Source organism: Thioclava atlantica (assembly GCF_000737065.1).
Classification (GTDB): domain Bacteria; phylum Pseudomonadota; class Alphaproteobacteria; order Rhodobacterales; family Rhodobacteraceae; genus Thioclava; species Thioclava atlantica.
In genome coordinates this window covers 17,103-43,121 of record NZ_AQRC01000018.1, presented here as the reverse complement: position 1 = coordinate 43,121, position 26,019 = coordinate 17,103, and the positions used below count along the sequence as shown (strand labels likewise).

The 26,019-nt window shown below is 65.0% G+C and carries 28 protein-coding genes; 19 read left to right on the top strand and 9 right to left on the bottom strand.

The features are described 5' to 3' along the window. Positions 1 to 14 precede the first annotated feature (14 nt). The 16 genes from gap to DW2_RS17505 all read left to right on the top strand — a co-directional run bounded on the left by gap (position 15) and on the right by DW2_RS17505 (position 16,028). Positions 15 to 1,016: a type I glyceraldehyde-3-phosphate dehydrogenase gene (gap, locus tag DW2_RS17580; RefSeq protein ID WP_038148575.1), complete on the top strand. Its 1,002-nt coding sequence runs from the start codon at positions 15 to 17 to the stop codon at positions 1,014 to 1,016. Positions 1,017 to 1,099: 83 nt separating this feature from the next. Continuing rightward, positions 1,100 to 2,179, top strand: a complete 1,080-nt coding sequence (gene fba / locus DW2_RS17575; RefSeq protein WP_038148574.1) for a class II fructose-bisphosphate aldolase — start codon at positions 1,100 to 1,102, stop codon at positions 2,177 to 2,179. A gap of 64 nt (positions 2,180 to 2,243) precedes the next feature. Next, positions 2,244 to 3,677 carry a form I ribulose bisphosphate carboxylase large subunit gene (locus tag DW2_RS17570; RefSeq protein ID WP_038148573.1) on the top strand — a complete coding sequence of 478 codons (1,434 nt, stop codon included), beginning with the start codon at positions 2,244 to 2,246 and terminating at the stop codon, positions 3,675 to 3,677. A 39-nt stretch (positions 3,678 to 3,716) separates the two neighbouring features. Further along, positions 3,717 to 4,076, top strand: a complete 360-nt coding sequence (locus DW2_RS17565; protein WP_038148572.1) for a ribulose bisphosphate carboxylase small subunit — start codon at positions 3,717 to 3,719, stop codon at positions 4,074 to 4,076. Between the two features lie 88 nt (positions 4,077 to 4,164). Then, entirely contained in the window at positions 4,165 to 5,001 is an 837-nt protein-coding gene (locus tag DW2_RS17560) for a CbbQ/NirQ/NorQ/GpvN family protein (protein WP_038148571.1), read from the top strand. A gap of 7 nt (positions 5,002 to 5,008) precedes the next feature. Next, positions 5,009 to 7,336: a nitric oxide reductase activation protein NorD gene (locus tag DW2_RS17555; protein WP_038148570.1), complete on the top strand. Its 2,328-nt coding sequence runs from the start codon at positions 5,009 to 5,011 to the stop codon at positions 7,334 to 7,336. A gap of 17 nt (positions 7,337 to 7,353) precedes the next feature. Next, complete coding sequence (gene rpe / locus DW2_RS17550; RefSeq protein ID WP_038148569.1) at positions 7,354 to 8,055, top strand: ribulose-phosphate 3-epimerase; 702 nt, start codon at positions 7,354 to 7,356, stop codon at positions 8,053 to 8,055. Positions 8,056 to 8,165: 110 nt separating this feature from the next. Then, a complete protein-coding gene (locus DW2_RS17545) occupies positions 8,166 to 9,074 on the top strand; it encodes an MBL fold metallo-hydrolase (protein ID WP_038148568.1) in 909 nt (302 codons plus the stop codon). Between the two features lie 37 nt (positions 9,075 to 9,111). Then, on the top strand, positions 9,112 to 10,032 hold the full coding sequence (locus tag DW2_RS17540; RefSeq protein ID WP_038148567.1) for an MBL fold metallo-hydrolase: 921 nt from the start codon (positions 9,112 to 9,114) through the stop codon (positions 10,030 to 10,032). Positions 10,033 to 10,040: 8 nt separating this feature from the next. Then, complete coding sequence (locus DW2_RS17535) at positions 10,041 to 10,595, top strand: thioredoxin family protein (protein ID WP_038148562.1); 555 nt, start codon at positions 10,041 to 10,043, stop codon at positions 10,593 to 10,595. Then, on the top strand, positions 10,592 to 11,260 hold the full coding sequence (locus DW2_RS17530; RefSeq protein WP_038148561.1) for a phosphoglycolate phosphatase: 669 nt from the start codon (positions 10,592 to 10,594) through the stop codon (positions 11,258 to 11,260). Before DW2_RS17535 ends, DW2_RS17530 begins: the two co-directional genes overlap by 4 nt. Further along, a complete protein-coding gene (locus DW2_RS17525; RefSeq protein ID WP_051856388.1) occupies positions 11,254 to 11,955 on the top strand; it encodes an HAD family hydrolase in 702 nt (233 codons plus the stop codon). The genes DW2_RS17530 and DW2_RS17525 overlap by 7 nt, the downstream gene beginning before the upstream one ends. Before the next feature lie 49 nt (positions 11,956 to 12,004). Beyond that, positions 12,005 to 12,868 (top strand): MBL fold metallo-hydrolase, encoded by an 864-nt coding sequence (locus DW2_RS17520; protein ID WP_202900129.1) that lies wholly within the window; start codon positions 12,005 to 12,007, stop codon positions 12,866 to 12,868. A gap of 71 nt (positions 12,869 to 12,939) precedes the next feature. After that, positions 12,940 to 13,380: a TIGR01244 family sulfur transferase gene (locus tag DW2_RS17515; protein ID WP_038148559.1), complete on the top strand. Its 441-nt coding sequence runs from the start codon at positions 12,940 to 12,942 to the stop codon at positions 13,378 to 13,380. A gap of 9 nt (positions 13,381 to 13,389) precedes the next feature. After that, a complete protein-coding gene (locus tag DW2_RS17510) occupies positions 13,390 to 15,141 on the top strand; it encodes a SulP family inorganic anion transporter (RefSeq protein ID WP_038148558.1) in 1,752 nt (583 codons plus the stop codon). A gap of 125 nt (positions 15,142 to 15,266) precedes the next feature. Beyond that, positions 15,267 to 16,028, top strand: a complete 762-nt coding sequence (locus DW2_RS17505) for a helix-turn-helix transcriptional regulator (protein WP_038148556.1) — start codon at positions 15,267 to 15,269, stop codon at positions 16,026 to 16,028. A 59-nt stretch (positions 16,029 to 16,087) separates the two neighbouring features. Here DW2_RS17505 and tsf read toward each other — a convergent pair whose 3' ends face one another. Both tsf and rpsB read right to left on the bottom strand, forming a co-directional pair. Further along, positions 16,088 to 16,969, bottom strand: a complete 882-nt coding sequence (tsf, locus tag DW2_RS17500; protein WP_038148553.1) for a translation elongation factor Ts — start codon at positions 16,967 to 16,969, stop codon at positions 16,088 to 16,090. A 73-nt stretch (positions 16,970 to 17,042) separates the two neighbouring features. Then, complete coding sequence (gene rpsB, locus DW2_RS17495) at positions 17,043 to 17,819, bottom strand: 30S ribosomal protein S2 (protein ID WP_038148552.1); 777 nt, start codon at positions 17,817 to 17,819, stop codon at positions 17,043 to 17,045. Positions 17,820 to 18,065: 246 nt separating this feature from the next. Between rpsB and DW2_RS17490 the strand changes: the two genes are divergently transcribed. The 3 genes from DW2_RS17490 (at position 18,066) to DW2_RS17480 (ending at position 20,648) form a co-directional block, all read left to right on the top strand. Next, positions 18,066 to 18,965 carry a PfkB family carbohydrate kinase gene (locus tag DW2_RS17490; protein ID WP_038148551.1) on the top strand — a complete coding sequence of 300 codons (900 nt, stop codon included), beginning with the start codon at positions 18,066 to 18,068 and terminating at the stop codon, positions 18,963 to 18,965. Then, positions 18,962 to 19,885 (top strand): pseudouridine-5'-phosphate glycosidase, encoded by a 924-nt coding sequence (locus tag DW2_RS17485; protein ID WP_038148550.1) that lies wholly within the window; start codon positions 18,962 to 18,964, stop codon positions 19,883 to 19,885. The genes DW2_RS17490 and DW2_RS17485 overlap by 4 nt, the downstream gene beginning before the upstream one ends. 67 nt (positions 19,886 to 19,952) lie before the next feature. Further along, positions 19,953 to 20,648 (top strand): DUF502 domain-containing protein, encoded by a 696-nt coding sequence (locus DW2_RS17480; RefSeq protein ID WP_038148549.1) that lies wholly within the window; start codon positions 19,953 to 19,955, stop codon positions 20,646 to 20,648. 19 nt (positions 20,649 to 20,667) lie between these two features. Here DW2_RS17480 and DW2_RS17475 read toward each other — a convergent pair whose 3' ends face one another. From DW2_RS17475 to DW2_RS17445, 7 genes are read right to left on the bottom strand one after another with little or no spacing between them, the layout of a single operon-like run. After that, positions 20,668 to 21,888, bottom strand: a complete 1,221-nt coding sequence (locus DW2_RS17475; protein WP_038148547.1) for a cysteine desulfurase — start codon at positions 21,886 to 21,888, stop codon at positions 20,668 to 20,670. Between the two features lie 9 nt (positions 21,889 to 21,897). After that, a complete protein-coding gene (locus DW2_RS17470) occupies positions 21,898 to 22,491 on the bottom strand; it encodes a YIP1 family protein (RefSeq protein ID WP_038148545.1) in 594 nt (197 codons plus the stop codon). Then, on the bottom strand, positions 22,491 to 22,982 hold the full coding sequence (locus DW2_RS17465; protein WP_038148543.1) for a Yip1 family protein: 492 nt from the start codon (positions 22,980 to 22,982) through the stop codon (positions 22,491 to 22,493). Before DW2_RS17465 ends, DW2_RS17470 begins: the two co-directional genes overlap by 1 nt. Positions 22,983 to 22,988: 6 nt before the next feature. Next, entirely contained in the window at positions 22,989 to 24,266 is a 1,278-nt protein-coding gene (gene sufD / locus DW2_RS17460) for a Fe-S cluster assembly protein SufD (protein WP_038148541.1), read from the bottom strand. Then, positions 24,266 to 25,039 carry a Fe-S cluster assembly ATPase SufC gene (sufC, locus tag DW2_RS17455; RefSeq protein ID WP_038148540.1) on the bottom strand — a complete coding sequence of 258 codons (774 nt, stop codon included), beginning with the start codon at positions 25,037 to 25,039 and terminating at the stop codon, positions 24,266 to 24,268. Before sufC ends, sufD begins: the two co-directional genes overlap by 1 nt. Positions 25,040 to 25,051: 12 nt before the next feature. Beyond that, a complete protein-coding gene (locus tag DW2_RS17450) occupies positions 25,052 to 25,366 on the bottom strand; it encodes a heavy metal-binding domain-containing protein (protein WP_038148538.1) in 315 nt (104 codons plus the stop codon). A gap of 46 nt (positions 25,367 to 25,412) precedes the next feature. Further along, entirely contained in the window at positions 25,413 to 25,946 is a 534-nt protein-coding gene (locus DW2_RS17445) for a hypothetical protein (protein ID WP_038148537.1), read from the bottom strand. Positions 25,947 to 26,019: the final 73 nt, after the last annotated feature.

The window sequence follows — 26,019 nt, the reverse complement described above, 5'->3', positions numbered from 1 at the left end:
GGGACGAAGAGAGAATGACGGTTAAAGTTGCCATCAACGGGTTCGGGCGCATCGGTCGCAACGTGCTGCGCGGAATCATCGAATCCGGCCGCACCGATATCGAGGTGGTCGCGATCAACGATCTCGGCCCGGTCGAGACGAACGCCCATCTGCTGCAATTCGACAGCGTCCACGGGCGCTTTCCCAACACGGTCACGACCGGCGAGGACTGGATCGACGCGGGCCGCGGCCGGATCAAGGTGACCGCGATCCGCGACCCGAAGGACCTGCCCTGGGGCGATGTCGATGTCGCGATGGAATGCACGGGCATCTTCACCGCGCGCGACAAGGCGGCCTTCCATCTCGAGAACGGCTCGAAGCGCGTGCTCGTCTCGGCCCCGGCCTCGGGTGCCGACAAGACCATCGTCTTCGGCGTGAATGACGGTGCGCTGACGAAGGACGACCTGGTGGTTTCGAACGCGTCCTGCACCACGAACTGCCTGTCGCCGGTGGCCAAGGCGCTCAATGACGCGATCGGGATCTCGAAAGGCTTCATGACCACGATCCACTCCTACACGGGCGATCAGCCGACGCTCGACACGATGCATTCGGATCTCTATCGCGCCCGCGCCGCGGCGCTCAGCATGATCCCGACCTCGACCGGGGCTGCGAAGGCGGTGGGGCTGGTTCTGCCCGAACTCAACGGTCGCCTCGACGGCGTCGCGATCCGCGTGCCCACGCCGAATGTCTCGGTGGTCGATCTCGTCTTCGAGGCGGCGAAGGACACCACGGTCGAAGAGGTCAATGCCGCGATCCGCAAGGCCGCCGACGGCCCGATGAAGGGGATCCTCGGCTATACCGACAAACCCAATGTTTCCAGCGACTTCAACCACGATCCTCATTCCTCGGTCTTCCATATGGACCAGACCAAGGTGATGGACGGCAGGATGGTCCGGATCCTGAGCTGGTACGACAACGAATGGGGCTTCTCGAACCGCATGGCCGACACGGCCGTCGCGATGGGCAAGCTGATCTGAGCGGGCAAGGCCGGGGGCGCCGCCCCCGGACCCCCGGGATATTTCGGTCAAGAGGAAGACCACGGAGATGAGGAGAACCTGACATGGCATTGATAACGCTCAGACAGTTGCTCGATCACGCGGCCGAATACGGCTATGGCGTGCCCGCTTTCAACATCAACAACATGGAACAGGGCCTGGCGATCATGAACGCGGCCGCGAAATGCGACGCGCCGGTGATCATGCAGGCCAGCCGCGGGGCGCGGTCTTACGCGGGCGACATCATGCTGCGCCACATGATCCAGGCGCTCTCGGAGATGTATCCCCACATCCCGCTCTGCATGCATCAGGACCACGGCAATAACGAGGCCACCTGCCTCACCGCGATCCGCCACGGCTTCACCTCGGTGATGATGGACGGCTCGCTGAAGGAAGACATGAAGACGCCCGCCGACTGGGATTACAACGTGGGCATCACCAAGCGCGTCGCCGACATGGCTCATTGGGTCGGCGCCTCGGTCGAGGGCGAGCTGGGTGTGCTCGGCAATCTCGAGACCGGCGAGGCCGCCGAAGAGGATGGCTCGGGCGCGGTCGGCAAGCTCAGCCATGATCAGCTTCTGACCGATCCCGACGAGGCGGCCGAATTCGTCAAGCTGACCAGGGTGGACGCGCTCGCCATCGCCTGCGGGACCTCGCATGGCGCCTACAAGTTCTCGCGCAAGCCCACCGGCGACATCCTCGCGATCAGCCAGATCGAGAAGATCCACGCCCGCATCCCGAACGTGCATCTGGTGATGCACGGCTCGTCGAGCGTCCCGCAATACCTGCAGGATCTGATCAACGAATCCGGCGGCGAGATGCCCCAGACCTATGGCGTGCCCGTCGAGGAGATCGAGCGCGGCATCAAGTCTGGCGTGCGCAAGGTGAATATCGACACCGACAACCGCATGGCGATCACCGGGCAGTTCCGCAAGGTCGCGATGAGCAAGAAGACCGAGTTCGACCCGCGCAAATTCATGATCCCGGCGATGGAGGAGATGGAGAAGCTCTGTCTCGACCGGTTCGAACGCTTCGGCACCGCCGGCAACGCCTCGAAGATCGGCGTGATCGACATGGACGAGATGGCCAAGCGCTATGCGAGCGGCGCACTCGACCCGTCCGTCGCGAAGGCGCAGGCCGCATAACCCGCTTTCCGGCGGGGCGCTGCCGGGACGCATCGGAGATTCAGGGAGACAAGGAGACCCTCAGATGAACCAGCAAACGAATCCCGGCAAGTATTCCGCCGGCGTCAAGGAATACCGCGAAACCTACTGGGAACCGAACTACACGCCCAAGGACAGCGACGTCCTGGCCTGTTTCAAGATCACCCCGCAGCCCGGCGTGCCGCGCGAAGAGGCGGCCGCCGCCGTCGCCGCGGAAAGCTCGACCGGCACCTGGACCACGGTCTGGACCGACCTGCTGACCGATCTCGATTACTACAAGGGCCGCGCCTATGCGATCGAGGACGTGCCGGGCGACGACGAGAGCTATTATGCTTTCATCGCCTACCCGATGGGCCTCTTCGAAGAGGGCTCGGTGGTCAACGTCTTCACCTCGCTGGTGGGCAACGTGTTCGGCTTCAAGGCCGTGCGTGCGCTGCGTCTCGAAGACGTGCGCTTCCCGCTGTGGTTCGTGACCACCTGCGACGGCCCTCCCCACGGCATCCAGGTCGAGCGCGACAAGCTCGACAAATACGGCCGTCCCTTCCTCGGCTGCACGATCAAGCCGAAGCTGGGCCTCTCGGCCAAGAACTACGGCCGGGCGGTCTACGAGGCGCTGCGGGGCGGTCTCGACTTCACCAAGGATGACGAGAACATCAACTCGCAGCCCTTCATGCGCTGGCGCGACCGTTTCGAATTCTGCCAGGAAGCGATCGAGAAGGCCGAGAAGGAAACCGGCGAGCGCAAGGGCCACTACCTCAACGTGACCGCGCCCAACATCGAGGAGATGTACAAGCGCGCCGAGTTCGCCAAGGAGATCGGCTCGCCGATCATCATGTCGGACTATCTGACGATGGGCTGGGCCGCGCAGGCCTCGCTGAGCCGCTGGTGCCGCGACAACGGCATGCTGCTGCATGTGCACCGCGCGATGCACGGTGTGATCGACCGTCACCCCAAGCACGGCATCAACTTCCGCGTTCTCGCGAAGATGCTGCGCCTTCTTGGCGGCGACCACCTGCATTCGGGCACCGTCGTCGGCAAGCTCGAGGGCGACCGCGAGGCGACGCTGGGCTGGATCGACCTGATGCGCGAGAAGCACGTCAAGGAAGACCGCTCGCGCGGCATCTTCTTCGATCAGGACTGGGGCCAGATGCCGGGGGTTCTGCCCGTGGCCTCGGGCGGGATCCATGTCTGGCACATGCCCGCGCTCGTCAACATCTTCGGCGATGACAGCTGCCTTCAGTTCGGCGGCGGCACGCTGGGCCACCCCTGGGGCAACGCCGCGGGTGCGGCCGCGAACCGTGTGGCGGTCGAGGCCTGCGTCAAGGCGCGCAACGAGGGCCGCGAGCTGGAAAAGGAGAGCAAGGACATCATGACCGAGGCTGCCAAGCACAGCCCGGAGCTGAAGATCGCCATGGAGACGTGGAAAGAGATCAAGTTCGAGTTCGACACCGTGGACAAGCTGGACGTGGCGCACCGCTAAGGTGCGCCCCTCACGAACGCCTGAGAAAGGATTGAAATCATGAGCGGAATGCAGGATTACGGCTCGCGGATCTCGGATCCGAACAGCCGCAAGATGGGCACCTTTTCCTATCTGCCCCAACTGACGGATGACGAGCTGCGCAAGCAGGTGGAGTATATCGTCTCGAAGGGCTGGAACCCGGCCATCGAACATACCGAGCCCGAGAACATGCGCTCGAACTTCTGGTACATGTGGAAACTGCCGATGTTCGGCGAGACCGATGTCGACGCGATCTTCAACGAGATCGAGATGTGCAAGAAGGCGAACCCGGGCAATCACGTGCGTCTTGTGGGCTACGACAACTTCAAGCAGTCGCAGGGCACCTCGATGGTGGTGCACCGCGCCGAAATGAAGGCCTGACAAGGCTTTCGGGACGGGCTGCCGGTCTGCGGTGGCCCGCCCTGCCCCGTTTCACGGAATTCCCTAGCGCGAACGAGAAGGCCATCCCATGAGCGAGATCGACACCAGCCAGTTTCGCATCGAGAACGAACCCTATTACAAACCCGTCGGGAACGAGGTGGAGCAATTCGCCGCCGCCTATGACGTGCGGATGCCGGTGATGCTCAAGGGGCCCACGGGCTGCGGCAAATCCCGCTTCGTCGAATACATGGCGTGGAAGCTCCAGCGTCCGCTGATCACGGTCGCCTGCAACGAGGACATGACCGCCTCCGACCTGATCGGGCGCTTCCTTCTCGATATCAACGGCACCAAGTGGCAGGACGGCCCGCTGACCATCGCCGCGCGGATCGGCGCGATCTGCTATCTCGACGAGGTCGTCGAGGCCCGTCAGGACACCACCGTTGTGATCCACCCGCTGACCGACCACCGCCGCCAGCTGCCGCTGGAGAAGAAGGGCGAGGTGGTCAACGCCCATCCCGATTTCCAGGTCGTGATTTCCTACAACCCCGGCTACCAGTCGATGATGAAGGATCTCAAGCAATCGACCAAGCAGCGCTTCGGCGCGATGAGCTTCGACTATCCGCAGGCCGCGACCGAGGCCGAGATCGTCAGCCACGAGGCCGGGATCGACCTGAAGACCGCCGAGCGGCTCGTGCAGGTCGCCGAGCGTTCGCGCAACCTCAAGGGCCACGGGCTCGATGAGGGAATGTCGACGCGCCTTCTGGTCTATGCCGGCCAGCTGATCTCGCAGGACATCCCCGCGCCCGCCGCCTGCCAGATGGCGCTGGTGGAGCCGCTGACCGACGATCCGGACATGCGCGACACGCTGCAGGCCGCCGTCCAGACCTTCTTCCCCGAGATCACCGACAGCTCCAAGGTCGCGTGAGGCAGGGATGAAGGTCGATCTCGAGGAGTACCGCGAGGAGCTGGTCAAGGCGGCTTCTGAGCTTGAGGACAGTCTCGAAGGGCTGTTCCACGAGGCCGCGCGGCTGATGTCTCCGGCGGGGCTGAAGGACTACATGGATGGCGCGCGGGCGATGACTTCTCTCGGCAAGGGGCCGCGGCTGCTGGTGAGCTATCTCGACGAGATGCCGCAGGTGGCCAAGGAATGCGGCGAGGACGTGATCCGCGACGTGGTCGGCGCGGTGCTGAAACTCGCCTCGATGGTGTCGGGCGAAGTGCTCACGCTGATGATCTCCACCCTGCCCGGCGCGGCCCGGCGTTTCGGCGATCCGGAACTTCTGCGCGGCTATCTCGGCCTTTTGCACCGGCTCGCGGCGATCGCGCCGCGCGGCCTTCGGCCGATGTTCGGCGTGCTGGAGGAATTGCTGGGCAAACTCACGCTGTCCGGCCTGCGTCGCTGGGTCGATTTCGGCGCCGAGGCCTATCGCCGCGACCTGCCGAAACAGGCGGATTATTTCGGGCTGGTCTCCGAAGACAGCCGGGCCGTTCTGAAACAGGAACGCCGTGGAACGCTCTTCATCGACAGCCAGCGGCGGCTCAATTTCTACCTGCGCGCCTTCTGGGGGCGCGATTTCTTCCTGCGCCCCTCGGCTGCGGATTTCGCGGGCTTCCGCCCGTTCATCGAGGATGGCGCGCTGCACCTGCCCGACGCCGTGGACGGGATCGGGGGCCGGACCGGGCTCGATCTCTATCGCGCGATGTGCGCGCATATGGCCGCCCATATCGTCTATTCCGATCGCGGTCTGGGCCAGCAGGCGCTCAATCCCGCACAGATTTTCCTGATCGGGATGATCGAGGATGCGCGCGTTGAATATTGCGCCACGCAGGCCTTCCCGGGCCTGAAGGCGCTCTTTGCCTCACTGATGCCCGAGACCGGGCCGAAGGCCTACGAGCACGAAACGATGTATCTGCTAGAGAAGGTCGCCAAGGCGCTGAACGTGCCCGGGCTGCGCACCGGCGATCTCGAGATCGACAATCTCGTCGAGACCTTCCATTCCGAGATCGCGGGCAATGAGCGCGAGACGATGTTCTCATGGTCGCTCGGGGTGGAGCTTTACAATATCCTCGCGCAGCGTCGGGCCGTGCCCTCCCTGCGCATCCTTGAATCGCTCAACATCCCCTATCGCGACGACAACCGCTTCATCTGGGCGCTCGAGGAGTACGATTGGGACAACATGTCCGCCTACCAGCCCGACCAGGGACAGGTGCGCAAGCATGTGGGCCTGATGGAATTCGTCAACGAGGTCGATGTCGAGACCGCGGGCGACGATGCGCAAGAGGTCTGGGTGCTGTCCTCGGAGCTTTTCCCCTACGAGGACGAGGGCGTCTCCTATAACGAGATGGAGGGCAAGGAGCCGGTCTCGGACCCGTTCCATTACGGCGAATGGGATTACAAGGTGCAGCTGATGCGCCCGAGCTGGGCCACCGTCTACGAGCGCCGTGCGGGCAAGGGCGATCCGAAGATCATCGACCGGGTGCTGAGCGAGCATCGCGGCATCCGCCACCGGATCAAGCAGATCGTGGACCGGCTGCGCCCGCAAGGGGTGTCGCGCCAGCGCCGGCTGGAGGATGGAGACGAGCTCGACATCAACGCGGCCGTGGATGCGATGGTGATGCAACGCATCGGCATGCAGCCCGACATGCGCATCACCATGCGCAACGTCATCAACCGGCGCGATCTGGCGGTGGTGATCCTGCTCGATCTGTCGGAAAGCACCAATGAAACCGTGCGCGGATCGGACAAGACCGTGCTGGATCTGACGCGCGAGGCATCGGCGCTGGTGGCTTCGGCGATCTCGGGGATCGGCGATCCTTTCGCGATCCATGGTTTTGCCTCGGACGGGCGCCATGACGTTCGGTATTTCCGCTTCAAGGACTTCGAGGAACGTCTTGACGAAGAAGCGAAATCCCGGATGGCGGGAATGAAGGGCGGGCTCTCGACCCGGATGGGGGCCGCGATGCGCCATGCCGCCCATCACCTTGCCGCGCGTCCCGAGGCGCACAAGCTTCTGCTGATCGTCACCGATGGCGAACCCGCCGATATCGACGAGCGCGATCCGCAATATCTGCGCATGGACGCCAAGAAGGCGGTTTCCGAGTTGCAGCAGATGGCGGTGAACAGCTATTGCCTGACCCTGGACCCCGAGGCAGACCGCTACGTGTCGCGGATCTTCGGGACCAACAACTACACGATCATCGATCAGGTCGAGCGCCTGCCCGAGAAACTGCCGACCCTGTTCGCGCAACTGACGAAATAGGCCCCACGGAGGACCCCATGAGCTTTGACCGTTCCATCAAGATCGCGCCCTCGATCCTTTCGGCCGATTTCGCCAATTTCGGCGCCGAGATCCGCGCCATCGAGGCGCAGGGCGCCGACTGGGTCCATGTCGATGTCATGGACGGGCATTTCGTGCCGAACCTGACCTTCGGTCCTCCGGCCGTGAAGGCGTTCCGCCCGCATGTGAAGACCTTCATGGACGTGCATCTGATGATCGCGCCGGTCGACCCCTATATCGAGGCCTATGCCGAGGCGGGCGCCGACATGATCGTGGCGCATTGGGAGGCAGGCCCCCACCCGCACCGCACGCTTCAGGCGATCAAGGCGCAGGGCGTGAAATGCGGCATCTCGCTCAACCCCGGCACGCCCGCAAGCGTGATCTCGGAATTGCTCGACCTTGTCGACATGGTGCTGGTAATGAGCGTGAACCCCGGTTTCGGCGGGCAGAAATTCATCCCCTCGAGCATCAACAAGGTGCGTCAGGTGCGCGAGATGATCGGCGACCGCGAAATCCATATCCAGGTCGATGGCGGCGTCGATCCCTCCACCGTCGGCTCGCTCGTCGAGGCGGGCGCGGATTGTTTCGTCGCGGGCTCGGCCGTGTTCAAGGGCGGCTCGGTCGACAAGCCGGAGGTCTATGGCCAGAACATCGCCGCGATCCGCGCGGCCGCCGAAGGGGCGCTGAAGGCGGCGCAGTAAGGGCAGCGGCGATCAAACCGCCATCGCGGATGCGTGATCTGAGCGCTTGCCCCGCGACGTCGGGTCGGTCATATTCGCAGGATTGAATACCTGTCGAGGGAGGAACAGGCATGAAATTCACGCGACGCACGATTCTGCGCGGGGCGATGGCGGCTGGTGCGATGACCGCCCTGCCCCGGATGACCTTCGCCGCCAACACGCTCGAGCTCGGCGCGGCCCGGATCGACACGCTCTCGGATGGCAATCTCATCCTGCCGATGGGCTTCGTGAGCAGCGATCCGGCCGCCAAGCCGATCCTCGAGGAATACGGGATCACCGGCCCCCAGGTCGAGCCGCCCTGCAACGTGACGCTTTATCGCGACGGCACCAACACGGTGCTGTTCGATGTCGGCGCAGGCCCCGATTTCATGCCCACCGCGGGCAAGATCATGGAAGCGATGGATGCGCTCGAGGTGGCCCCCGAGGACGTCACCCACGTCGTCTTCACCCATGGCCATCCCGACCATCTGTGGGGCGTGCTCGACGATTTCGACGAGCCGATATTCTTCAACGCCGCGCATATGATGGGCAAGGACGAGTTCGACTATTGGCGCGACCCGGATACGGTCAACACGATCGATGACGGGCGCAAGACCTTCGCCGCGGGCGCCCTGCGCCGGCTCGAGACGCTTGAAGATCAGATCGCAACCTTCGGGGATGGCGAGGAAATCCTGCCCGGTATCGCGGCGCGGATGACGCCCGGCCACACGCCGGGCCACATGTCCTTCGAGATCCGCAACGGCAACAGCTCGGCCTTCGTCACCGGCGATGCGATCGTCAATCACTACCTCGCCTTCGCGGCTCCCGCGATGGCCTCGGGCTCGGATCAGGATCCCGATCTGGGGGCGAAGACCCGCGTCGCGCTGCTCGATCAGCTCGCCTCGGAGAAGATGCCGATCATCGGCTTCCACCTGCCCGAGGGCGGGGTCGGCCATGTCGAGCGCAAGGACGATGCCTACCGCTATGTGCCGGAGGCCTGACGTGAAAGCCTTGTTGGTAACGTGTCTCCTGTCGGGGATGTTGCAGGTCGGCGCCGCTGTCGCCTCCGAGGACATCCCCGACCAGTATCCGCAGTCGGTCCTCTATTCGAAACCCTATGAGGTGATCCCCGGCATCTGGTCCTCGATCGGGGCCACCGCGCCGCCGACCTACGAGAATGCGGGCCATAACAACAACCTCACCTTCATCGTCACCGGTGACGGGGTGGTCGTGGTCAATTCGGGCGCGTCCTACAAGCTGGCCGAGGCGCTGCATTCCGAGATCAAGGCGGTCACCGATCAGCCCGTGAAGCTGGTGATCAACGAGAACGGCCAGGGCCATGCGATGCTGGGCAACAATTACTGGATCGAACAGGGCGTGCCGGTGCTCGCCCATGTCGATGCGGCGGCCGAGTTCGAACATGACATGGCCGGCGCCTGGACCGCGCTGAAATCCTACGCGAAGGAAAACGCCGAAGGCACCGACCCGATGGGGCCGACCGAGACCTTCGAGGAGGAAAAGATCATCACTATGGGCGATTTCGAGATCCACGTGATGCATCTCGGCCCCGCCCACAGCCCCGGTGACACCCAGGTCTGGCTGCCCGAGCAGGGGTTCCTGATCGCGGGCGATATCGCTTTTTCAGAGCGCATGCCGCCGATCTTCTCGGGCACCTGCACCTCGTGCTGGATCGAGACCTTCGAGACCAAGCTCGTCCCGCTCGACCCGAGTTTCGTGATCCCGGGTCATGGCCATCCGACCAATCTCGAGAAGGTGACTCGGGGCACGACGGGCTATCTGAAATACCTGCGCGGCAAGATCGGCGAGCATATCGAGACTGGCGGCGACCTGGCGCAGGCCTATTACGTCGACCAGTCGCCCTACGAGACTCTCGACACGTTCGAGGAACTGGCGACGAAGAATGCCGGCGTCGTCTACGAGGAAATGGAATTCGAATAGGAGAGATCATGGCCGTCACACCCCCCGTCTGCGACTTCGGCTGGAAGGCTCCGGGCTTCACCCTGCCCGGCACCGACGGCAAGGATTACAGCTTCGAGGACATCCGCGGCCCCAAGGGCACGCTGGTGATGTTCATCTGCAATCACTGCCCCTATGTCCGGTCGATCCTCGATCGCATCCTGCGCGATGCGGCCGGGTTGCAGGCGGCGGGGATCGGGGTTGTCGCGATCTCGGCCAATGACGCGACGGAATACCCGCAGGACAGTTTCGAGAACATGGCGAAGCTCGCGCAGGAGAAGGGCTTCACCTTCCCCTATCTCCATGACGAGAGCCAGGAGGTCGCGAAAGCCTATGGCGCGGCCTGCACCCCCGATTTCTTCGGTTTCGACGCCGAGGACGGGCTGCAATATCGCGGCCGACTGGATGCGTCGACCAAGCAGGCGGGTCCGGCCGACGCGCGCCGCGAGCTGTTCGAAGGGATGATGATGGTGGCCGAGACCGGCGTCGGCCCGAAGGATCAGATCCCCTCGATGGGCTGCTCGATCAAGTGGAAAGCCGCATGAGCGCCGGTTCCTCCCCCGCCGTCATCTTCGATCTCGACGGCACGCTGATCGATTCCGTGCCCGCAATCCATTCGGTCTCGAACGCGGTGCTGACCGAACTGGGGTTCGAGCCCCTCTCGCTGCCGACGATCCGCAGCTTCGTCGGCAAGGGCGTTCCCAACCTCGTGCGGCAATTGCTGATCACCTCCGGCGAGGATCCCGACGGGCCGCTCTTCCCCCGCGTCGAACATGCCCTGATCGCGCGCTACGAGACCGATGTGGAGGGCAACGTGCCCTATCCGGGCGTGGTCTCCGCGCTCGATACGCTCGCCGCGATGGGCTGCCGGATGGCGGTCTGCACCAACAAACCCTTCGGTCCGGCCGAGGCGGCGCTGCGCCATGTCGGCCTGTGGGAGTATTTCGAGATGACGCTGGGCGGGGATTCCCTGCCCACCCGAAAGCCCGAACCCGCGATGCTGCATCACTGCCACGAGGCCCTGGGCGGCGGGCGGATGATCTATGTGGGCGATAGCGAGGTCGACGCCGAAACGGCGGTGAATGCCAAGGCCCCCTTCGCGATCTATTCCGAGGGGTATCGCAAGGCACCGCTGCATGAGGTGCCCCATGACGTGGCCTTCTCGGACTGGGCGATGCTCCCCGGTCTGGTGGAGGGCTGGAAATGGTGAGCGCGCTGATCTTCGACGTCGACGGAACGCTCGCCGAGACCGAAGAGGCCCATCGCCGCGCCTTCAACGAAACCTTCGCCGCCCAGGGGATCGACTGGGCGTGGTCGCCGGAGGATTACCGCGAACTTCTCAAGACCACCGGCGGCAAGGAGCGCATGGCGCGCCATCGCGACGAGCTGGGCCATGGGCCCTCGGACGCGGAGATCGCGGAGCTCCACAAGCTCAAGACCGCCCGCTATGTCGAGATCATCGCCAGCGGAGAGGTACCGCTGCGCCCCGGGGTGGCGCGCCTCATCGCCAATGCGCGCGATGCCGGGATCCGGCTCGCCATCGCGACCACCACGAACCGGCCCAATGTCGATGCGCTGATCCGCGCGACGCTGGGCGCCGATCCCGATCACCTGTTCGACGCGATCGCCGCCGGTGACGAGGTCCGCGCGAAGAAACCCGCCCCCGACGTGTTCGAGCTTGCGCTGAACCGCCTGTCGCTGCCGCCCGAGGCCTGCATCGCCTTCGAGGATAGCGAAATGGGGCTGAAATCGGCGCAAGCGGCCGGTCTGCGCGTGGTGCTGACGCCCTCGGCTTATACCGAGGACGGAGAGTTCGGCAGTGCGGACTGGCTGCTGCCCGACCTCTCCCATCCCTTACCGGTTGAGATCACGCGGGGGCTGGGACAGAGTGACGCAATCACCTAGATTGGGAGTGACCTAGATAAGGTCCGCGCAGATCACGGAGGCCACGATGATCAAACCCGACGTTAAAGCGTTTTTCGACGCCGCCACCTTCACCGTCTCCTATGTGGTGAAAGACCCGGGCAGCACTGCCTGCGCGATCGTCGATAGCGTTCTCGATTTCGACTATTCCTCCGGGCGCACGGATACCAAATCCGCCGATGAGGTCATCGCCCATGTGAAGGCGCACGGGCTCGAGGTGGCGTGGATCCTCGAAACCCATGTCCATGCCGACCACCTCTCCGCCGCGCCCTATATCCAGCAGCAGGTCGGCGGCAAGATCGGCATCGGCGACCGGATCAAGGTCGTGCAGGACACATTCGGCAAGATCTTCAACGAAGGCACCGAGTTCCAGCGCGACGGATCGCAATTCGACAAGCTCTTCGTCGAGGGCGACACGTTCACCGTCGGCGCGCTGGAAGGCCGGGTCCTGCACACGCCGGGCCACACGCCTGCCTGTCTGACTTACGTGATCGGCGATGCCGCCTTCGTGGGCGACACGCTGTTCATGCCCGATTTCGGCACCGCGCGCTGCGACTTTCCCGGGGGCTCGGCGGAAACGCTCTATGCCTCGATCCAGAAGATCCTCGCGCTGCCCGACGAGACCCGCATCTTTGTCGGCCACGACTACAAGGCGCCGGGGCGCGACGAATATGCCTGGGAGACCAGCGTGGCCGAGGAGAAGGCGCGCAACATCCATATCGGCGGCGGAAAATCGGCCGAGGAATTCGTGCGCATGCGGACCGAGCGCGACGCGACCCTCGCGATGCCCAAGCTGATCATCCCCTCGCTGCAGGTGAACATGCGCGCCGGGCAGATGCCGCCCGCCGACGAGGACGGCAAGACCTATCTCAAGGTGCCCGTGAACGGGCTCTGAGCAGAAAGAGGGGGCGGGACGCGAACACCCGCCCCTTTCCACCACGACAGGCAGGACGTACAGGAAACCACATGGAACCGCGCAAACTCTCCGATGATTTCTCGGTCGCGCCGCAGATCGAGCCCGAAGACGTGGCCAAGCTCGCCGAGATGGGCTTTCGCACGCTGATCACCAACCGCCCCGACGAGGAGGTGGACGAGGCGCATTCGAGCAAGGCGATGGCCGAGGCCGCCGCGAAGGCGGGGATGAACTACCACTACCTGCCCTATTACCCGGGCGAGATGACCTTCGATCTGGTCGCCGATTTCGAGGCGGTGATGAAATCGGCCCCGAAACCGGCCTTCGGATATTGTCGCTCCGGCACGCGCTCGTCGCATCTGTGGGGCATGAGCCAGGCAGGCAAGATGGAGCTCGACAAGATCATCGAGACCGCGGCCCATGCGGGCTACGATCATTCCTCGCTGATGCCGGTCCTGAAATTCTACGCCACGCGTCGCGGCAAGATCCTCTGATAACCTTCTATGCTCAAACGCTATTTCCCGATCCTTGGCTGGGCGCGCGACTATACGCGCGCCACCTTCGAGGCGGACATGATCGCGGCGGTCATCGTCACGATCATGCTGATCCCGCAATCGCTGGCCTATTCGCAACTGGCCGGGCTGCCGCCTGAACTGGGCCTCTACGCCTCGGTGATCCCGCTCCTGATCTACGCGGTGCTCGGCACCTCGCGGCCGCTCGCGATGGGGCCGGTCGCGGTGATCTCGCTGATGACGGCGACGGCGATCGGGGATCTGGCGCTTCGCGGCACGCCGCAATACACGACCGCGGCGATCGCGCTGGCCTTCCTGTCGGGGGTGATGCTGCTGGTGATGGGGGTGCTGCGCCTTGGCTTCATCACCTCGTTTCTCAGCCATCCGGTCATCTCGGGGGTGATCTCGGCCACGGGCCTCCTGATCGCGGGCGGGCAGATCAAGCATTTCCTCGGCGTGAAAGCCCCGAGCGACACGCTGCCCGAGATCGCGGACGGGCTCTGGCGCAATATCGGCCAGACCAACGCCGCAAGCGTGGTGATCTCGATCCTCGCGGTGGCGTTCCTCTACTGGGCACGGCGCGGGCTGAAACCGGTGCTGATCCATCGCGGACTGGCGCCGAGGCTTGCCGATATTCTCGTGCGCGCGGCCCCCGTGGTCGCGGTCGCGGTGACGGTGATCCTTGCCTGGGCGCTGCGGCTCGACAAGCACGGCGTCGCGGTCGTGGGGACGATCCCGCGCGGGATGCCCGCGCCCACCCTGCCCCCGTTCGATCCGGGGCTCTGGAAGCAGCTCTTCATGCCGGCGCTGCTGATCTCGATCATCGGCTATGTCGAGACGATCTCGGTCGCCCAGACGCTGGCCGCGAAGAAGCGTCAGCGCATCGACCCGGATCAGGAACTGATCGCGCTCGGCGGCTCGAACATCGCCGCCGCCGTCTCGGGCGCCTTCCCGATCACCGGCGGCTTCGCGCGCTCGGTGGTGAATTTCGAGGCGGGCGCGGCCACCCCCGCCGCGGGCGCCTATACCGCGGTCGGCGTGGCGCTCGCGACCTTCACCATCACCCCCGCGCTCTATTTCCTGCCGCAGGCGACCCTTGCCGCGACGATCTTCGTCTCGGTCCTGACGCTGGTCGATCTCGGCGCGATCCGCAGCGTCTTCACCTATTCGAAATCCGAAGGGCTGGCGATGATCGCGACCATGGCGATCACGCTGATCTACGGCGTGACCGACGGGATCGCGGCCGGCGTGCTGCTCTCGATCGGGCTGCAGCTCTGGCGCAGCTCGCGCCCGCATGTGGCCGAGCTCGGGCAGGTCCCGGGCACCGAGCATTTCCGCAACATCCTGCGCCACCGCGTCGAGACCGCGCCGGGCATCCTGTCGCTCAGGATCGACGAGAGCCTGTGGTTTCCCAATGCGCGCTATATCGAGGAGCTGATCTACGACCGGATCGCCGAGGACACCTCGATCAAGCATGTCGTGCTGAACTGCCCCGCGATCAACCATATCGACGCCTCCGCGCTCGAGGCGCTCGAGGAGGTCAATGCCCAGCTGCGTGACGCGGGGGTCCGGATGCACCTCTCGGAGGTGAAGGGACCGGTGATGGACCGCCTCACCCGCTCCGATCTTCTCACCCAGCTGACCGGCCAGATCTACCTCACCCATTACGACGCCCTGGCGACTCTCGCGCCCAAGATGACCCGGGACACGCTCGAGCAATCTCGCTGCGAGACGCATCGCTAAACACGCGTTCCACCGGGGTTCAAAAACTGTTAACCTTGTGATCGACTTGATCGGTCGGTTTCATTTGCGCAATGCAAGAGGACGGTCGTCGAAGGGGGACCTCTTCTATAGGAAGAGGTGTGGGCATGCTGGAATTTGTTGAAGCTGTTCTTAAATCTAACGGCATCAAGGAGATCTGGGATCTTCACTGCCGCGAGATGGCTAAATTCGGATTCAACCGTCTGATCTACGGCTTCACCAGCTTCCGGCAGGGCACGAATTACGGCGATATCGACGACATGCTCATCCTGTCGAACCACGTTCGGGAGTATCTCGACGTGTTCGTGGGCGAAGGGCTGTACCGCAATGCCCCGATGGTGACCTGGGCCGCGAACCATGACGGTCCCTGTTCGTGGCGGATCGTGGCGGAACGCTTCGCGCGGGGCGAATTGACCGAAGCCGAGCAGGAGGTGATCGAGTTCAATCACAAGTTCAACGTCACCGCAGGCTATTCCATCGGGTTCGGCGACCCGGCGAGCCGTGCCCGCGGCGCGATCGGGCTCTGCGCCCGCCCAGGCCTGCCGCAGGACGCGGTCGACCGGATCTGGGCCGAGAATGCACGCGTCCTCATGGCGATGAATTCGCTCGTCCACCTGCGGATCTCGACCATGCCCTATTCGACGGCCCGGCGCGCGCTCACCGACCGGCAGCGCGAGGTGCTCGAATGGGTCGCCGAGGGCAAGACGATCGCCGATATCGCGGTGATCATGGGGCTGACGAACTCCACCGTCGAGAAGCACCTGCGGCTTGCGCGCGAGGCGCTCGACGTCGATACGACCGCGCAGGCGGTGCTCAAGGCCTCGCTGCAAAAGCAGATCTTCCTCAACGCCGCGCCGGTGCGTGCCTGACATGAAAAAGCGCCGCTCCCGGGGGAGCGGCGCCCATCATGTCATCGAAGATGCGGGGCTCAGTTGCCCGCGGCGGTCTTCGCCACTTCCGCGGCGAAATCCTCTTCCTTCTTCTCGATGCCTTCGCCCACTTCCATGCGCACGAAGCCGGTGATCTCGACGCCCGCATCCTTCGCCGCCTGAGCGACGGTGACGTCAGGGTTGATCACGAATTGCTGGTTGAGCAGCGTCACCTCGGCCACGAATTTCTTCATGCGGCCTTCGATCATCTTCTCGATCACCTGCTCGGGCTTGCCCGATTCACGCGCGATGTCGATCTGGACCTGACGTTCCTTCTCGACGATCGCCGGGTCGAGATCGGCTTCCGAGAGCGCGGCCGGGTTGGTCGCGGCGATATGCATCGCAACCTGCTTGCCGATGCCGTTGTCAGCACCCTTGAGCGCGACGAGCACACCGATCTTGCCCATGCCTTCGGCCGCGGCGTTGTGCACGTAATGCACGAGCGTGTCGCCGCTCAGCAGGTGCATCCGGCGCAGGGTCATGTTCTCGCCGATGCGCGCGATGGCGTCGGTGATCACGTCTTCGACCTTCTTGCCGTTCAGATGCGCGGCCTTGACGACCTCGACATTCTCACCGGTCTCCAGCGCCACTTCGGCGATGTCGGAGACGAGTTTCTGGAAGTCGGCGTTCTTCGCGACGAAGTCGGTTTCCGAGTTCATCTCGATCGCGACGCCCTTGCCGTCGGTCACGGCGAGCGCCACGAGCCCTTCGGCGGCCACGCGGCCGGATTTCTTGGCGGCCTTCGCGAGGCCCTTGGTGCGCAGCCAGTCAACCGCGGCTTCCATGTCGCCATCGGTTTCGGTCAGCGCTTTTTTCGCGTCCATCATGCCTGCGCCGGTCGATTCGCGCAGTTCCTTCACCATTGCAGCCGTAATCGCCATGGTCGGATCTCCTTCAAGAAGTCTGCGAGGGCGGGATAGCCCGCCCTCATGTCAACTGGGTGACGGTCTGGGATCAGGCCTCGGACTCGATCCCGGCCTCGGCGAGCGCTTCCTCGACCGGGGTCTCGGTCAGCGCGCCGACGTCGACGCCCGCGGCACCCATCTGGGCGCTCATGCCGTCGAGAGCGGCGCGCGAGGCGAGATCGCAATAGAGCCCGATGGCGCGCGCGGCGTCATCGTTGCCCGGGATGACGTAATCCACACCATCCGGCGGGCAGTTGGTGTCGACCACGGCCACGACCGGGATGCCGAGCTTCTTGGCTTCGGCGATGGCGAGGTCTTCCTTGTTCACGTCGATCACGAACAGCAGGTCCGGCAGACCGCCCATTTCGCGGATCCCGCCGAGCGAGGCCTGCAGTTTCGCCTGATCGCGCTCGAGGCCGAGACGCTCTTTCTTGGTCAGACCTTCCGCGCCCTGCTCGAGCTTCTCGTCGATCTCGTTGAGACGCTTGATCGACTGCGAAACGGTCTTCCAGTTGGTGAGCGTACCGCCCAGCCAACGGTGGTTCATGTAGTATTGCGCGCAGCGTTCCGCGGCATCCGCGATCGGCTTGGCGGCCTGACGCTTGGTGCCGACGAAGAGCACGCGGCCGCCCTTGGCGACGGTGTCACGCACGACTTGCAGAGCCTGGTCGAGCATCGGCACGGTCTGGGTGAGGTCGAGGATGTGAATCCCGTTCCGCTCGCCGTAGATGTACTGACCCATGCGGGGGTTCCAGCGCTGCGTCTGGTGACCAAAGTGAACGCCAGCTTCGAGAAGCTGACGCAGGGAGAAATCGGGAAGCGCCATGTCCATTTCCTTTTCCGGTTTGCGCCTGAGCGGAGGATCTCAGGGCATATGCCCCAACCGGTGGACCTTCGGGGATGTCTCTCCCGTCGGCCCGCCTCCGCCTGTGAAGTGCGCGCCATATAGACGCTGCGTGCGGCGATGGCAAGCCCCAGGCGCGCCTGTGCGCATCGGGCGCGTTCGGGGCGCTGCGCGCGGGCCCGACACTCTCCTCTTGCACCGCAGCGCGCGACGGTGCAATCGGAGCCCATGACACAACGACCTGACATTCTGTGTATCGGATCGGCCCTTTGGGACATCATCGGCCGCGCCAGCGTGCATATGCGCGCGGGCGCCGACATGCCCGGTCGGATCGAGCGGCTGCCCGGCGGGGTGGCGATGAATATCGCGATGACGCTGCGCCGGTTCGGCCTGCGGCCGGCGATCCTCACCGCGCTCGGGCGCGACAGCCAGGGCAGCGATCTGATCCGGGCGGCGGAAGTGCTCGGGATCGATTGCAGCTATCTCTACCGCTCCGACGACCTGCCGACCGACCGTTACATGGCGATCGAGGGCGCGAACGGTCTGATCGCGGCCATTGCCGACGCCCATAGTCTCGAGGCGGCGGGCGACAAGATCCTGACCCCGCTTTCCGACGGGCGGCTCGGTTCGGAGAGCGCGCCCTGGGCGGGGCCGATCGCGCTCGACGGCAATCTGACCGAGGCGCTGCTGTCGCAGATCGCCCGCTCGCCGCTCTTCGCGAAATCGGATCTGCGCGTGGCGCCGGCAAGCCCCGGCAAGGCCGAGCGCCTGATGCCGCTTCTGGGCGACGGAAAGGCGACGCTCTATCTCAATCTCGAAGAGGCGGGCATCCTGTGCCAACGCAATTTCGAGAGCGCGGCGGAGGCGGCCTCGGACCTGCTCGAACGCGGCGCCCGGCGCGTGCTCGTGACCGATGGGGGCAAGGCCGCGGCCGATGGATGCGCAGCGTCCGGCGGGGTCATCTCGGCCGCGCCGCCCGCCGTTCTCGTGACCCGTGTGACCGGCGCGGGCGACACTTTCATGGCCGCGCATCTGGTGGCCGAACAGCGCGACGCGACCCGCGAGGAGGCGCTCGACCGTGCGCTTCGTGCCGCCGCGCGCTACGTTTCCGGAGAACTCGCGACATGACCGAAGCCCCCCTGATCTTCTCGGCCGAGGTGGCCGATGCGCGCGCGCAAGGCGCCCCGATCGTGGCGCTGGAATCGACGATCATCACCCACGGGATGCCCTATCCGCAGAACCTCGAGACCGCGCGCGCGGTCGAGGCCGAGATACGCCGCGCGGGTGCCGTGCCCGCGACGATCGCGCTGATGGATGGTAATATCCATATCGGGCTCGAACCCGAGACGCTCGACCGGCTCGCCCAGACACCCGATGCGATGAAGGTGAGCCGCGCCGATCTGGCGGTCTGCCTTGCCAAAGGCGCGACCGGGGCCACGACGGTCGCGGCGACGATGATCTGTGCGCATCTCGCCGGGATCGCGGTCTTCGCCACGGGCGGGATCGGCGGGGTGCATCGGGGCGCGGAGGAAAGCTTCGACATCTCGGCCGACCTGCTCGAACTGGCCCAGACCCCGGTCACCGTGGTCGCGGCCGGCGCGAAGGCCATCCTCGATCTGCCGAAGACGCTCGAGGTTCTCGAGACCCACGGCGTCCCGGTCATCGCCTATGGGCAGGACGAGTTTCCCGCCTTCTGGTCGCGCGGATCGGGCCTCCCTGCCCCGCTGCGCGCCGACAGCGCCGCCGAGATCGCACAGGCGCAGCTGATGCGGGCGCGGCTCGGGCTGCCGGGCGGGCAGCTCGTCGCGAACCCGATCCCGACCGAGGCCGAAATCCCCCGCGAGGAGATCGTTCCGGTGATCGAGGCCGCGCTTTCGGAGGCCGAGGCGCAGGGCATCGCGGCCAAGGCGGTCACGCCCTTCCTGCTGCAGCGGATCTTCGAGCTGACCTCGGGCCGCTCGCTTCAGGCCAATATTGCCCTCGTTTTGAACAATGCCCGGCTCGCCGCCGCAATCGCGGGCGAAATCGCCTCGGCCACGCGAGGGTGATGCAATGCCCATTGCCCCGGTCTGCGGCTCTGCCTAGATAGAAGACACATTCACCGCCGAGAGCCCCATGACCGATCCAGAAGAGCACCCCGCGCGTCGCCGCTCGCGCTTTGCCGCGCTGCGCACCTCTTTCTTCACGGGGCTGATCGTGGTCGCTCCGGTGGGGCTGACGATCTGGATCATGTGGACGATGGCGGGCTGGGTCGATGGCTGGGTGCTGCCGCTCGTGCCGCAGGAGATGCGCCCCGAGCATTATATCGGGATCAATGTCCGCGGCATCGGCGTCATCATCTTCCTGTTCTTCACGGTGATCGTGGGCTGGCTCGCCAAGGGGCTGTTCGGGCGTACGATGATCCGTTTCGGCGAGAGCATCGTCGACCGGCTGCCGCTGGTGCGCACCGTCTATAACGGGCTCAAGCAGATCGCCGAGACGGTGCTGAGCCAGTCGGAGGCCAAGTTCGACCGCGCCTGCCTGATCGAATATCCGCGCGAGGGGCTCAAGGCCATCGCCTTCGTCTCCTCGAGCGCGAAGGGCGAGATCGCGGCCACGGCGGAGGAGGATGATCCTCTGGTGTCGGTCTTCCTGCCGACCACGCCGAACCCGACCTCGGGCTTTCTGCTCTTCGTGCCGCAATCTCAGGTGAGCTATCTTGACATGTCGGTCGAGGATGCGGCCAAGCTGATCATCTCGGCCGGCCTCGTCTATCCGCAGCCGAAAGAGGCGAAGAAGACCAAGGCGAAGCTAGCCGCGACCAAGGCCTGAGACCAAGGCCTGACGCGGTTCACCCCAGCAATTCGTGGCAAAGCTCGAGCGCCGAGACGAGCGCATCGACCTCCTCGCGGGTATTGTACATCCCGAAGGACGCCCGCGCGGTGGCCGAAACGCCGAGCCAGTCCATCAGCGGCATCGCGCAATGGCTGCCCGCACGCACCGCCACGCCGCGCTTGTCGAGGATCGTCGAGATGTCATGCGGATGGGCCGGGCCGTTGAGGGTGAGCGAGAAGATCGCCCCCTTGTCCGGCGCGCTGCCCTGCAGGTTGAGCCAGTTCAGCCCCGAGAGCTTCTGCTGCGCATAGTCGCGCAGATCGCGCTCATGCGCGGCGATATTCTCCATGCCCACTTGCATCAGGTAGTCGAGCGCGACGCCCATCCCCACCTGCTGGACGATGCCGGGGGTCCCGGCCTCGAATTTCATCGGCGGCTTGTTGTAGGTGACGCTGTCGCGGGTGACGGTGTCGATCATGTCGCCGCCGCCGAGGAAGGGGCGCATCTCCTCCATCCGCTCGCGGCGGATATGGATCGCGCCCGACCCGCTCGGCCCGTAGAGCTTGTGGCCGGTGATCGCGTAGAAATCCGCGCCGATATCGTCGAGATCGACCGGGCCGTGCACCGCGCCCTGCGATCCGTCGACCAGCGTCGCGATCCCCTTCTCGCGCGCGGCATGGGCGATGGCCTTCACATCGACCTTCGTTCCCAGAACATTCGACATATGGGTGATCGCGATCAGCCTGGTGCGGTCGGTCACCGCCTCGAGAACCTTCTCGGCCGGCAGCGAGCCATCCGCCTCCGGCTCCACCCAGACCAGTTTCACGCCCTGGCGTTCGCGCAGGAAATGCCACGGCACGATATTGGCGTGATGCTCGAGCACCGAGAGCACGATCTCGTCGCCCGCCTGCAACCGCGGCGCGGCCCAGGCATAGCTCACGAGGTTGATCCCCTCGGTCGATCCGGTGGTGAAGACGATTTCCTCCGCGTCCTTCACGCCGAGGAACCGCGCCACGATCCCGCGCACGCCCTCGTATTTCTCGGTCGCGATATTCGACAGCGTATGCAGCCCGCGATGGACGTTGGAATAATCCTCCTCGTACATCCGGGTCATCGCGTCGATCACGACGCGCGGCTTTTGCGCCGATGCGCCGTTGTCGAGATAGACCAGCGGCTTGCCGTTCACTTCACGCGACAGGATCGGGAAATCCGCGCGGATCTTCTGAATATCGTACATGGCCTGTCCTTACTGCGGCATCGGCGGCGCGGGCATCTGCACGAGCCCGGTCGAGACCAGGACGATGCCCGCGACGAGCGCCGAGCCGATGAATGTCAAAAGCACGCCGACCGCGACGGCGAAAGGGTTCTCGAAGCCGTGCAGTTCGATCGTGAACTGCACCAGCAGGAAGAACATCAGACCGATCAGCAGGATCGACATCAGCGTGGCCGAGATCGGGAAGAAGACCATCAGCAGGACCTGGATCACCTGGCCGATCATCAGCACGAACTCGATCCAGGTGAGCAGGATCAGCGCATCCGAGAAGCTGCCCTTCCCGCCGAAGCGCTGGCCGACGAAACTCATCGCGAAGGCGCCGTAGACCAGGAGCGTCGCCTGCAGCCCGACCACGGCGAGCGGCGGCGTCAGCGCGCCCATCTCCACCCCGGTGATCACCCCGAAGACCATCTGCGCCAGCGTGCCGAGGATCGCGGTCATGATGACCACGAGCATCATCGCGAGAAAGCGGGTCGCGTTCGACAGCGGCAACGCCATCAGGTCGCGTGCGACACCGCGCGGGTCGGAAAAGCTGCGCGTCAGCAAGTCCTTCAGGTCGATCTGCATCAGCTCGAAACCTCTTCGAATTCCGCCACCCGGAGCCCGGCGATCCAGAAGATCGCGAAGACCGCCGTCACCACCACCGAGACGAGCGACAGTTGCGCCCCCTCCCCGATGAAACCCGCGACCAGCCCCTGAAGCAACATCAGGGGCGACACGGCGAGCAGCGCCCAGAACAGCGCCACCCGTGCCCCATACCAGCTACCCCGGCCGCCGAACAGTTTCATGACGACATGGCCGAGCGCCGCGAGCAGGTAGAAGATGGGCACCGTCGCGAGAAGCGCAAGCGCCGTGCCCATCATCAGGCCGACCATTGGCTGATCGGGGGTCTCATGGGCCAGCCGCGACAGGCGCGGCCATTGGCCGATGAAGATCACCGTGAGCGCGGCGAGCAGGAAGACCAGCGCGCGCGGCTCGGACCGCGCGCGGGAAAGATGCTCGCGCATCACCGCGCGCGGACGCCGGTAGCTCCGCAGGATATCGTCCGTCGCCGCCATTTGCGCTCAGCCGCGATGGCGCGACAGCCAGCCTTCGAGACGGGTCAGGATCGCGTCGCGGAACCGCTCTTCCTCGATCTCCTCGATCGCATCGGCGAGGAAGCTCAGGACGAGAAGCGCCGTGGCCTCTTCATACGGCACGCCGCGCGAGCGCAGGTAGAAGAGCGCCGTCTCGTCGATCGCGCCGGTGGTCGAGCCGTGCGAGCATTGCACGTCATCGGCGTAGATCTCGAGCTCGGGCTTGGCGAGGAACTGGCTGTCCTCGTCGAGCAGCAGCGACTGGCTGATCTGGTAGCCATCGGTCTTCTGCGCGCCCGATTTCACGAGGATCTTGCCCTGGAACACGCCCTGGGCGCCGTTCTTGAGCACCTTCTTGAAGACCTGACGGCTCTCGCAACGCTCGGCGTCATGGGTGATGAAGACCGTGTCGTCATGGTGGAACGCGCCGGTCTTGCCATCGCCAAGCGCCGCGCCCGCGACATGCGCGTTGGCGTCGTCGCCCACGATGTCGATCACGCATTCATTGCGCGTCAGAATACCGTTCGAGGTCAGCGTGAAGCTCTTGAACAGCGCCCCTTCCGCGACCCGGGTGAAGATCCCGGTCACGGCGCGGCGCTCGTGGTCGCGGCCCTGCACGCGGATATGGTGGAAGCGCGCATCCTTGGCGACATCGACTTCCATCAGCATGTTGAAACGCGCGCCCGCGGGCCCGTTCTCGAGGATCGTGATCTCGGCGCCCTCTTCCAGCTTCACCAGATGGTGCAGCACCGGGTCGGAGCTCTCGTCCTCGTGCAGGTAGACCAGGCTCACCGGTTTCTCGGCCGCGCCGGTCACCCGGATCAGCACGCCATCGGTGGCGGTCGCGGTGTTGAGCGCGGCGAAGGGACGCTTGACCGGGGTCTGACCATCGGCCTCGAGCGTGCCGTAAAGGCTGCTCGCCCAGTTCACGTCGCCCGCTTCGGCCAGACGCAGGATCTCGACGCCCGACATGCTCAGATCGTCCGAGGCCTGCGCATCGAAGACGCCATCGCGGAAGACGATATTCAGCCGGTCGATCTCGGCGAAGAGATCGGGCTCGTCATCCTGGAAGGGCGCGGCCGCGGGCGGCTCGGGCGCGATGAAATCGGTCGGGTTGGACCAGCGCCAGTATTCGTCGCGGCGGCCCGGCAGGCCCATCGCAGTCAGGCGTTCGAGCGCCGCGCGGCGCGCAGGGGCGAACCCTTCGGGAAGCGTGAGACGCGCCAGCCGCGTCTCGGCGGGGGTCATCTTCTCGACTGCCGACATTACGCCATCACCTCCGAGATCCCGTGTTTCGCCAGCAGATCGGCATAGCCGTTCTTCTCGACCTCGAGCGCAAGCTCCGGCCCGCCGGTCTCGATGATGCGGCCATCGGCCATGATGTGCACGACATCGGGTTTGATGTGGTCGAGCAGGCGCTGGTAGTGGGTGATCACGAGGAAGGAGCGGCCTTCGTCACGCAGCGCGTTCACGCCATCGGCCACCAGACGCATCGCGTCGACGTCGAGACCCGAATCCGTCTCGTCGAGGATGCACATCTTCGGCTCGAGGATCGCCATCTGCAGGATCTCGTTGCGCTTCTTCTCGCCGCCCGAGAAGCCCACGTTCACCGGACGCTTGAGCATGTCGGCGTCGATCTTGAGCGATTTCGCCTTCTCGCGCACGAGTTTCAGGAAGTCGCCGGCGGAGATTTCTTCCTCGCCGCGCGCCTTGCGCTGCGCGTTGAGCGCGGTGCGCAGGAAGGTCATGTTGCCCACGCCCGGGATCTCGACCGGGTACTGGAATGCGAGGAACAGGCCCGCGGCCGCGCGCTCCTCGGGTTCGGCCTCGAGCAGGTCGAGCCCTTCGAGGCTCGCCGCGCCATCGGTCACCTCGTAGCCGTCACGGCCCGAAAGCACATAGGACAGCGTCGATTTGCCCGAGCCGTTCGGCCCCATGATCGCATGGACCTTGCCCTTCTCGACGGTCAGGTCCACGCCCTTGAGGATCTGCTTGTCCTCTTCTTCCAGTTTGACGTGCAGGTTCTTGATCTCAAGCATGTTCTCGGTCCTTCAGGAAACGGTTACGGCGGTGCCGGAAGCCGACACCATCAGCATGGATTGGCCGACGATCTCGTAATCGAGATCGACGCCGACGACGGCATTCGCGCCCAGTTCGCGGGCGCGATCCTCAAGCTCGCGGAGCGCGGTGGCCCGGGCATCTTGCAACTTGGATTCGTAGGCGCCCGAGCGGCCCCCGACGATATCGGTGACCTGCGCGAAGAGATCGCGCACGATATTCGCGCCCATGATCGCCTCGCCCACGACGATGCCGTGATAGGCGGTGATCGGGCGTCCCTCGACGCTCGGAGTGGTGGTGACGATCATGCGCGGCCTCCGGATTTGCCCTCCGGGAGGCCTGCACATCCGGCGATCAGAAGCCGATCGCGATCCCGCCCAGGGCCAGCGTGCGCGGTGCGTGCAGGTCCTGCTGGGTCTGCACCCAGCCGGGCGTGAACACCGCATCCGAAAGCGCGGGCTGCCAGAAGGCGGCATTGTGCAGGCTGGCGAGCGCGAACACGACCCCGATCGCCTGCCAGACCAGCAGACGCGCCGAGAAGAAGTTCAGCAGGACGCCGAACAGCACCGCCACGGCCAGCGCCATGCCGAAGCCCGCAAGCTCCGAATGGGCGGCCAGCCTCAGCTCGATCTCCGGCGGCAGGAAGCGTACCCGCAACGCGGTGACCACGACGACGCCCGCGAGCCCCGTCAGAAGCGCCGGAACCACGCTCAGCCAATGACCGCGCGTCCGCGCTTTGGCGTGGAGCGCCTGGCGCAGCATCGCCGAGTCCGCGCGCACCTGCATCTCGCGATCGCCGACATGCAGCCGCACCTTGCCCTGCGTCGTGATCCGGTCCCGTTCGATCCGCGCGATGCGGTCGCTGAAATTGGATCTGGCAATCGTCATGGCTCACCTCACCTGTCTCTTTAGACAGGTCGAGAAATGGCCAGCAATTACGCCCGAATTTGGGCGAGGCCGG

Bases quoted from the DNA above. Each gene is read 5' to 3' on its own strand.
- gap (WP_038148575.1), top strand. From the start codon at position 15: ATGACGGTTAAAGTTGCCATCAACGGGTTCGGGCGCATCGGTCGCAAC.
- fba (WP_038148574.1), top strand. From the start codon at position 1,100: ATGGCATTGATAACGCTCAGACAGTTGCTCGATCACGCGGCCGAATAC.
- DW2_RS17570 (WP_038148573.1), top strand. From the start codon at position 2,244: ATGAACCAGCAAACGAATCCCGGCAAGTATTCCGCCGGCGTCAAGGAA.
- DW2_RS17565 (WP_038148572.1), top strand. From the start codon at position 3,717: ATGAGCGGAATGCAGGATTACGGCTCGCGGATCTCGGATCCGAACAGC.
- DW2_RS17560 (WP_038148571.1), top strand. From the start codon at position 4,165: ATGAGCGAGATCGACACCAGCCAGTTTCGCATCGAGAACGAACCCTAT.
- DW2_RS17555 (WP_038148570.1), top strand. From the start codon at position 5,009: ATGAAGGTCGATCTCGAGGAGTACCGCGAGGAGCTGGTCAAGGCGGCT.
- rpe (WP_038148569.1), top strand. From the start codon at position 7,354: ATGAGCTTTGACCGTTCCATCAAGATCGCGCCCTCGATCCTTTCGGCC.
- DW2_RS17545 (WP_038148568.1), top strand. From the start codon at position 8,166: ATGAAATTCACGCGACGCACGATTCTGCGCGGGGCGATGGCGGCTGGT.
- DW2_RS17540 (WP_038148567.1), top strand. From the start codon at position 9,112: ATGTTGCAGGTCGGCGCCGCTGTCGCCTCCGAGGACATCCCCGACCAG.
- DW2_RS17535 (WP_038148562.1), top strand. From the start codon at position 10,041: ATGGCCGTCACACCCCCCGTCTGCGACTTCGGCTGGAAGGCTCCGGGC.
- DW2_RS17530 (WP_038148561.1), top strand. From the start codon at position 10,592: ATGAGCGCCGGTTCCTCCCCCGCCGTCATCTTCGATCTCGACGGCACG.
- DW2_RS17525 (WP_051856388.1), top strand. From the start codon at position 11,254: ATGGTGAGCGCGCTGATCTTCGACGTCGACGGAACGCTCGCCGAGACC.
- DW2_RS17515 (WP_038148559.1), top strand. From the start codon at position 12,940: ATGGAACCGCGCAAACTCTCCGATGATTTCTCGGTCGCGCCGCAGATC.
- DW2_RS17510 (WP_038148558.1), top strand. From the start codon at position 13,390: ATGCTCAAACGCTATTTCCCGATCCTTGGCTGGGCGCGCGACTATACG.
- DW2_RS17505 (WP_038148556.1), top strand. From the start codon at position 15,267: ATGCTGGAATTTGTTGAAGCTGTTCTTAAATCTAACGGCATCAAGGAG.
- tsf (WP_038148553.1), bottom strand. From the start codon at position 16,969: ATGGCGATTACGGCTGCAATGGTGAAGGAACTGCGCGAATCGACCGGC.
- rpsB (WP_038148552.1), bottom strand. From the start codon at position 17,819: ATGGCGCTTCCCGATTTCTCCCTGCGTCAGCTTCTCGAAGCTGGCGTT.
- DW2_RS17490 (WP_038148551.1), top strand. From the start codon at position 18,066: ATGACACAACGACCTGACATTCTGTGTATCGGATCGGCCCTTTGGGAC.
- DW2_RS17485 (WP_038148550.1), top strand. From the start codon at position 18,962: ATGACCGAAGCCCCCCTGATCTTCTCGGCCGAGGTGGCCGATGCGCGC.
- DW2_RS17480 (WP_038148549.1), top strand. From the start codon at position 19,953: ATGACCGATCCAGAAGAGCACCCCGCGCGTCGCCGCTCGCGCTTTGCC.
- DW2_RS17475 (WP_038148547.1), bottom strand. From the start codon at position 21,888: ATGTACGATATTCAGAAGATCCGCGCGGATTTCCCGATCCTGTCGCGT.
- DW2_RS17470 (WP_038148545.1), bottom strand. From the start codon at position 22,491: ATGCAGATCGACCTGAAGGACTTGCTGACGCGCAGCTTTTCCGACCCG.
- DW2_RS17465 (WP_038148543.1), bottom strand. From the start codon at position 22,982: ATGGCGGCGACGGACGATATCCTGCGGAGCTACCGGCGTCCGCGCGCG.
- sufD (WP_038148541.1), bottom strand. From the start codon at position 24,266: ATGTCGGCAGTCGAGAAGATGACCCCCGCCGAGACGCGGCTGGCGCGT.
- sufC (WP_038148540.1), bottom strand. From the start codon at position 25,039: ATGCTTGAGATCAAGAACCTGCACGTCAAACTGGAAGAAGAGGACAAG.
- DW2_RS17450 (WP_038148538.1), bottom strand. From the start codon at position 25,366: ATGATCGTCACCACCACTCCGAGCGTCGAGGGACGCCCGATCACCGCC.
- DW2_RS17445 (WP_038148537.1), bottom strand. From the start codon at position 25,946: ATGACGATTGCCAGATCCAATTTCAGCGACCGCATCGCGCGGATCGAA.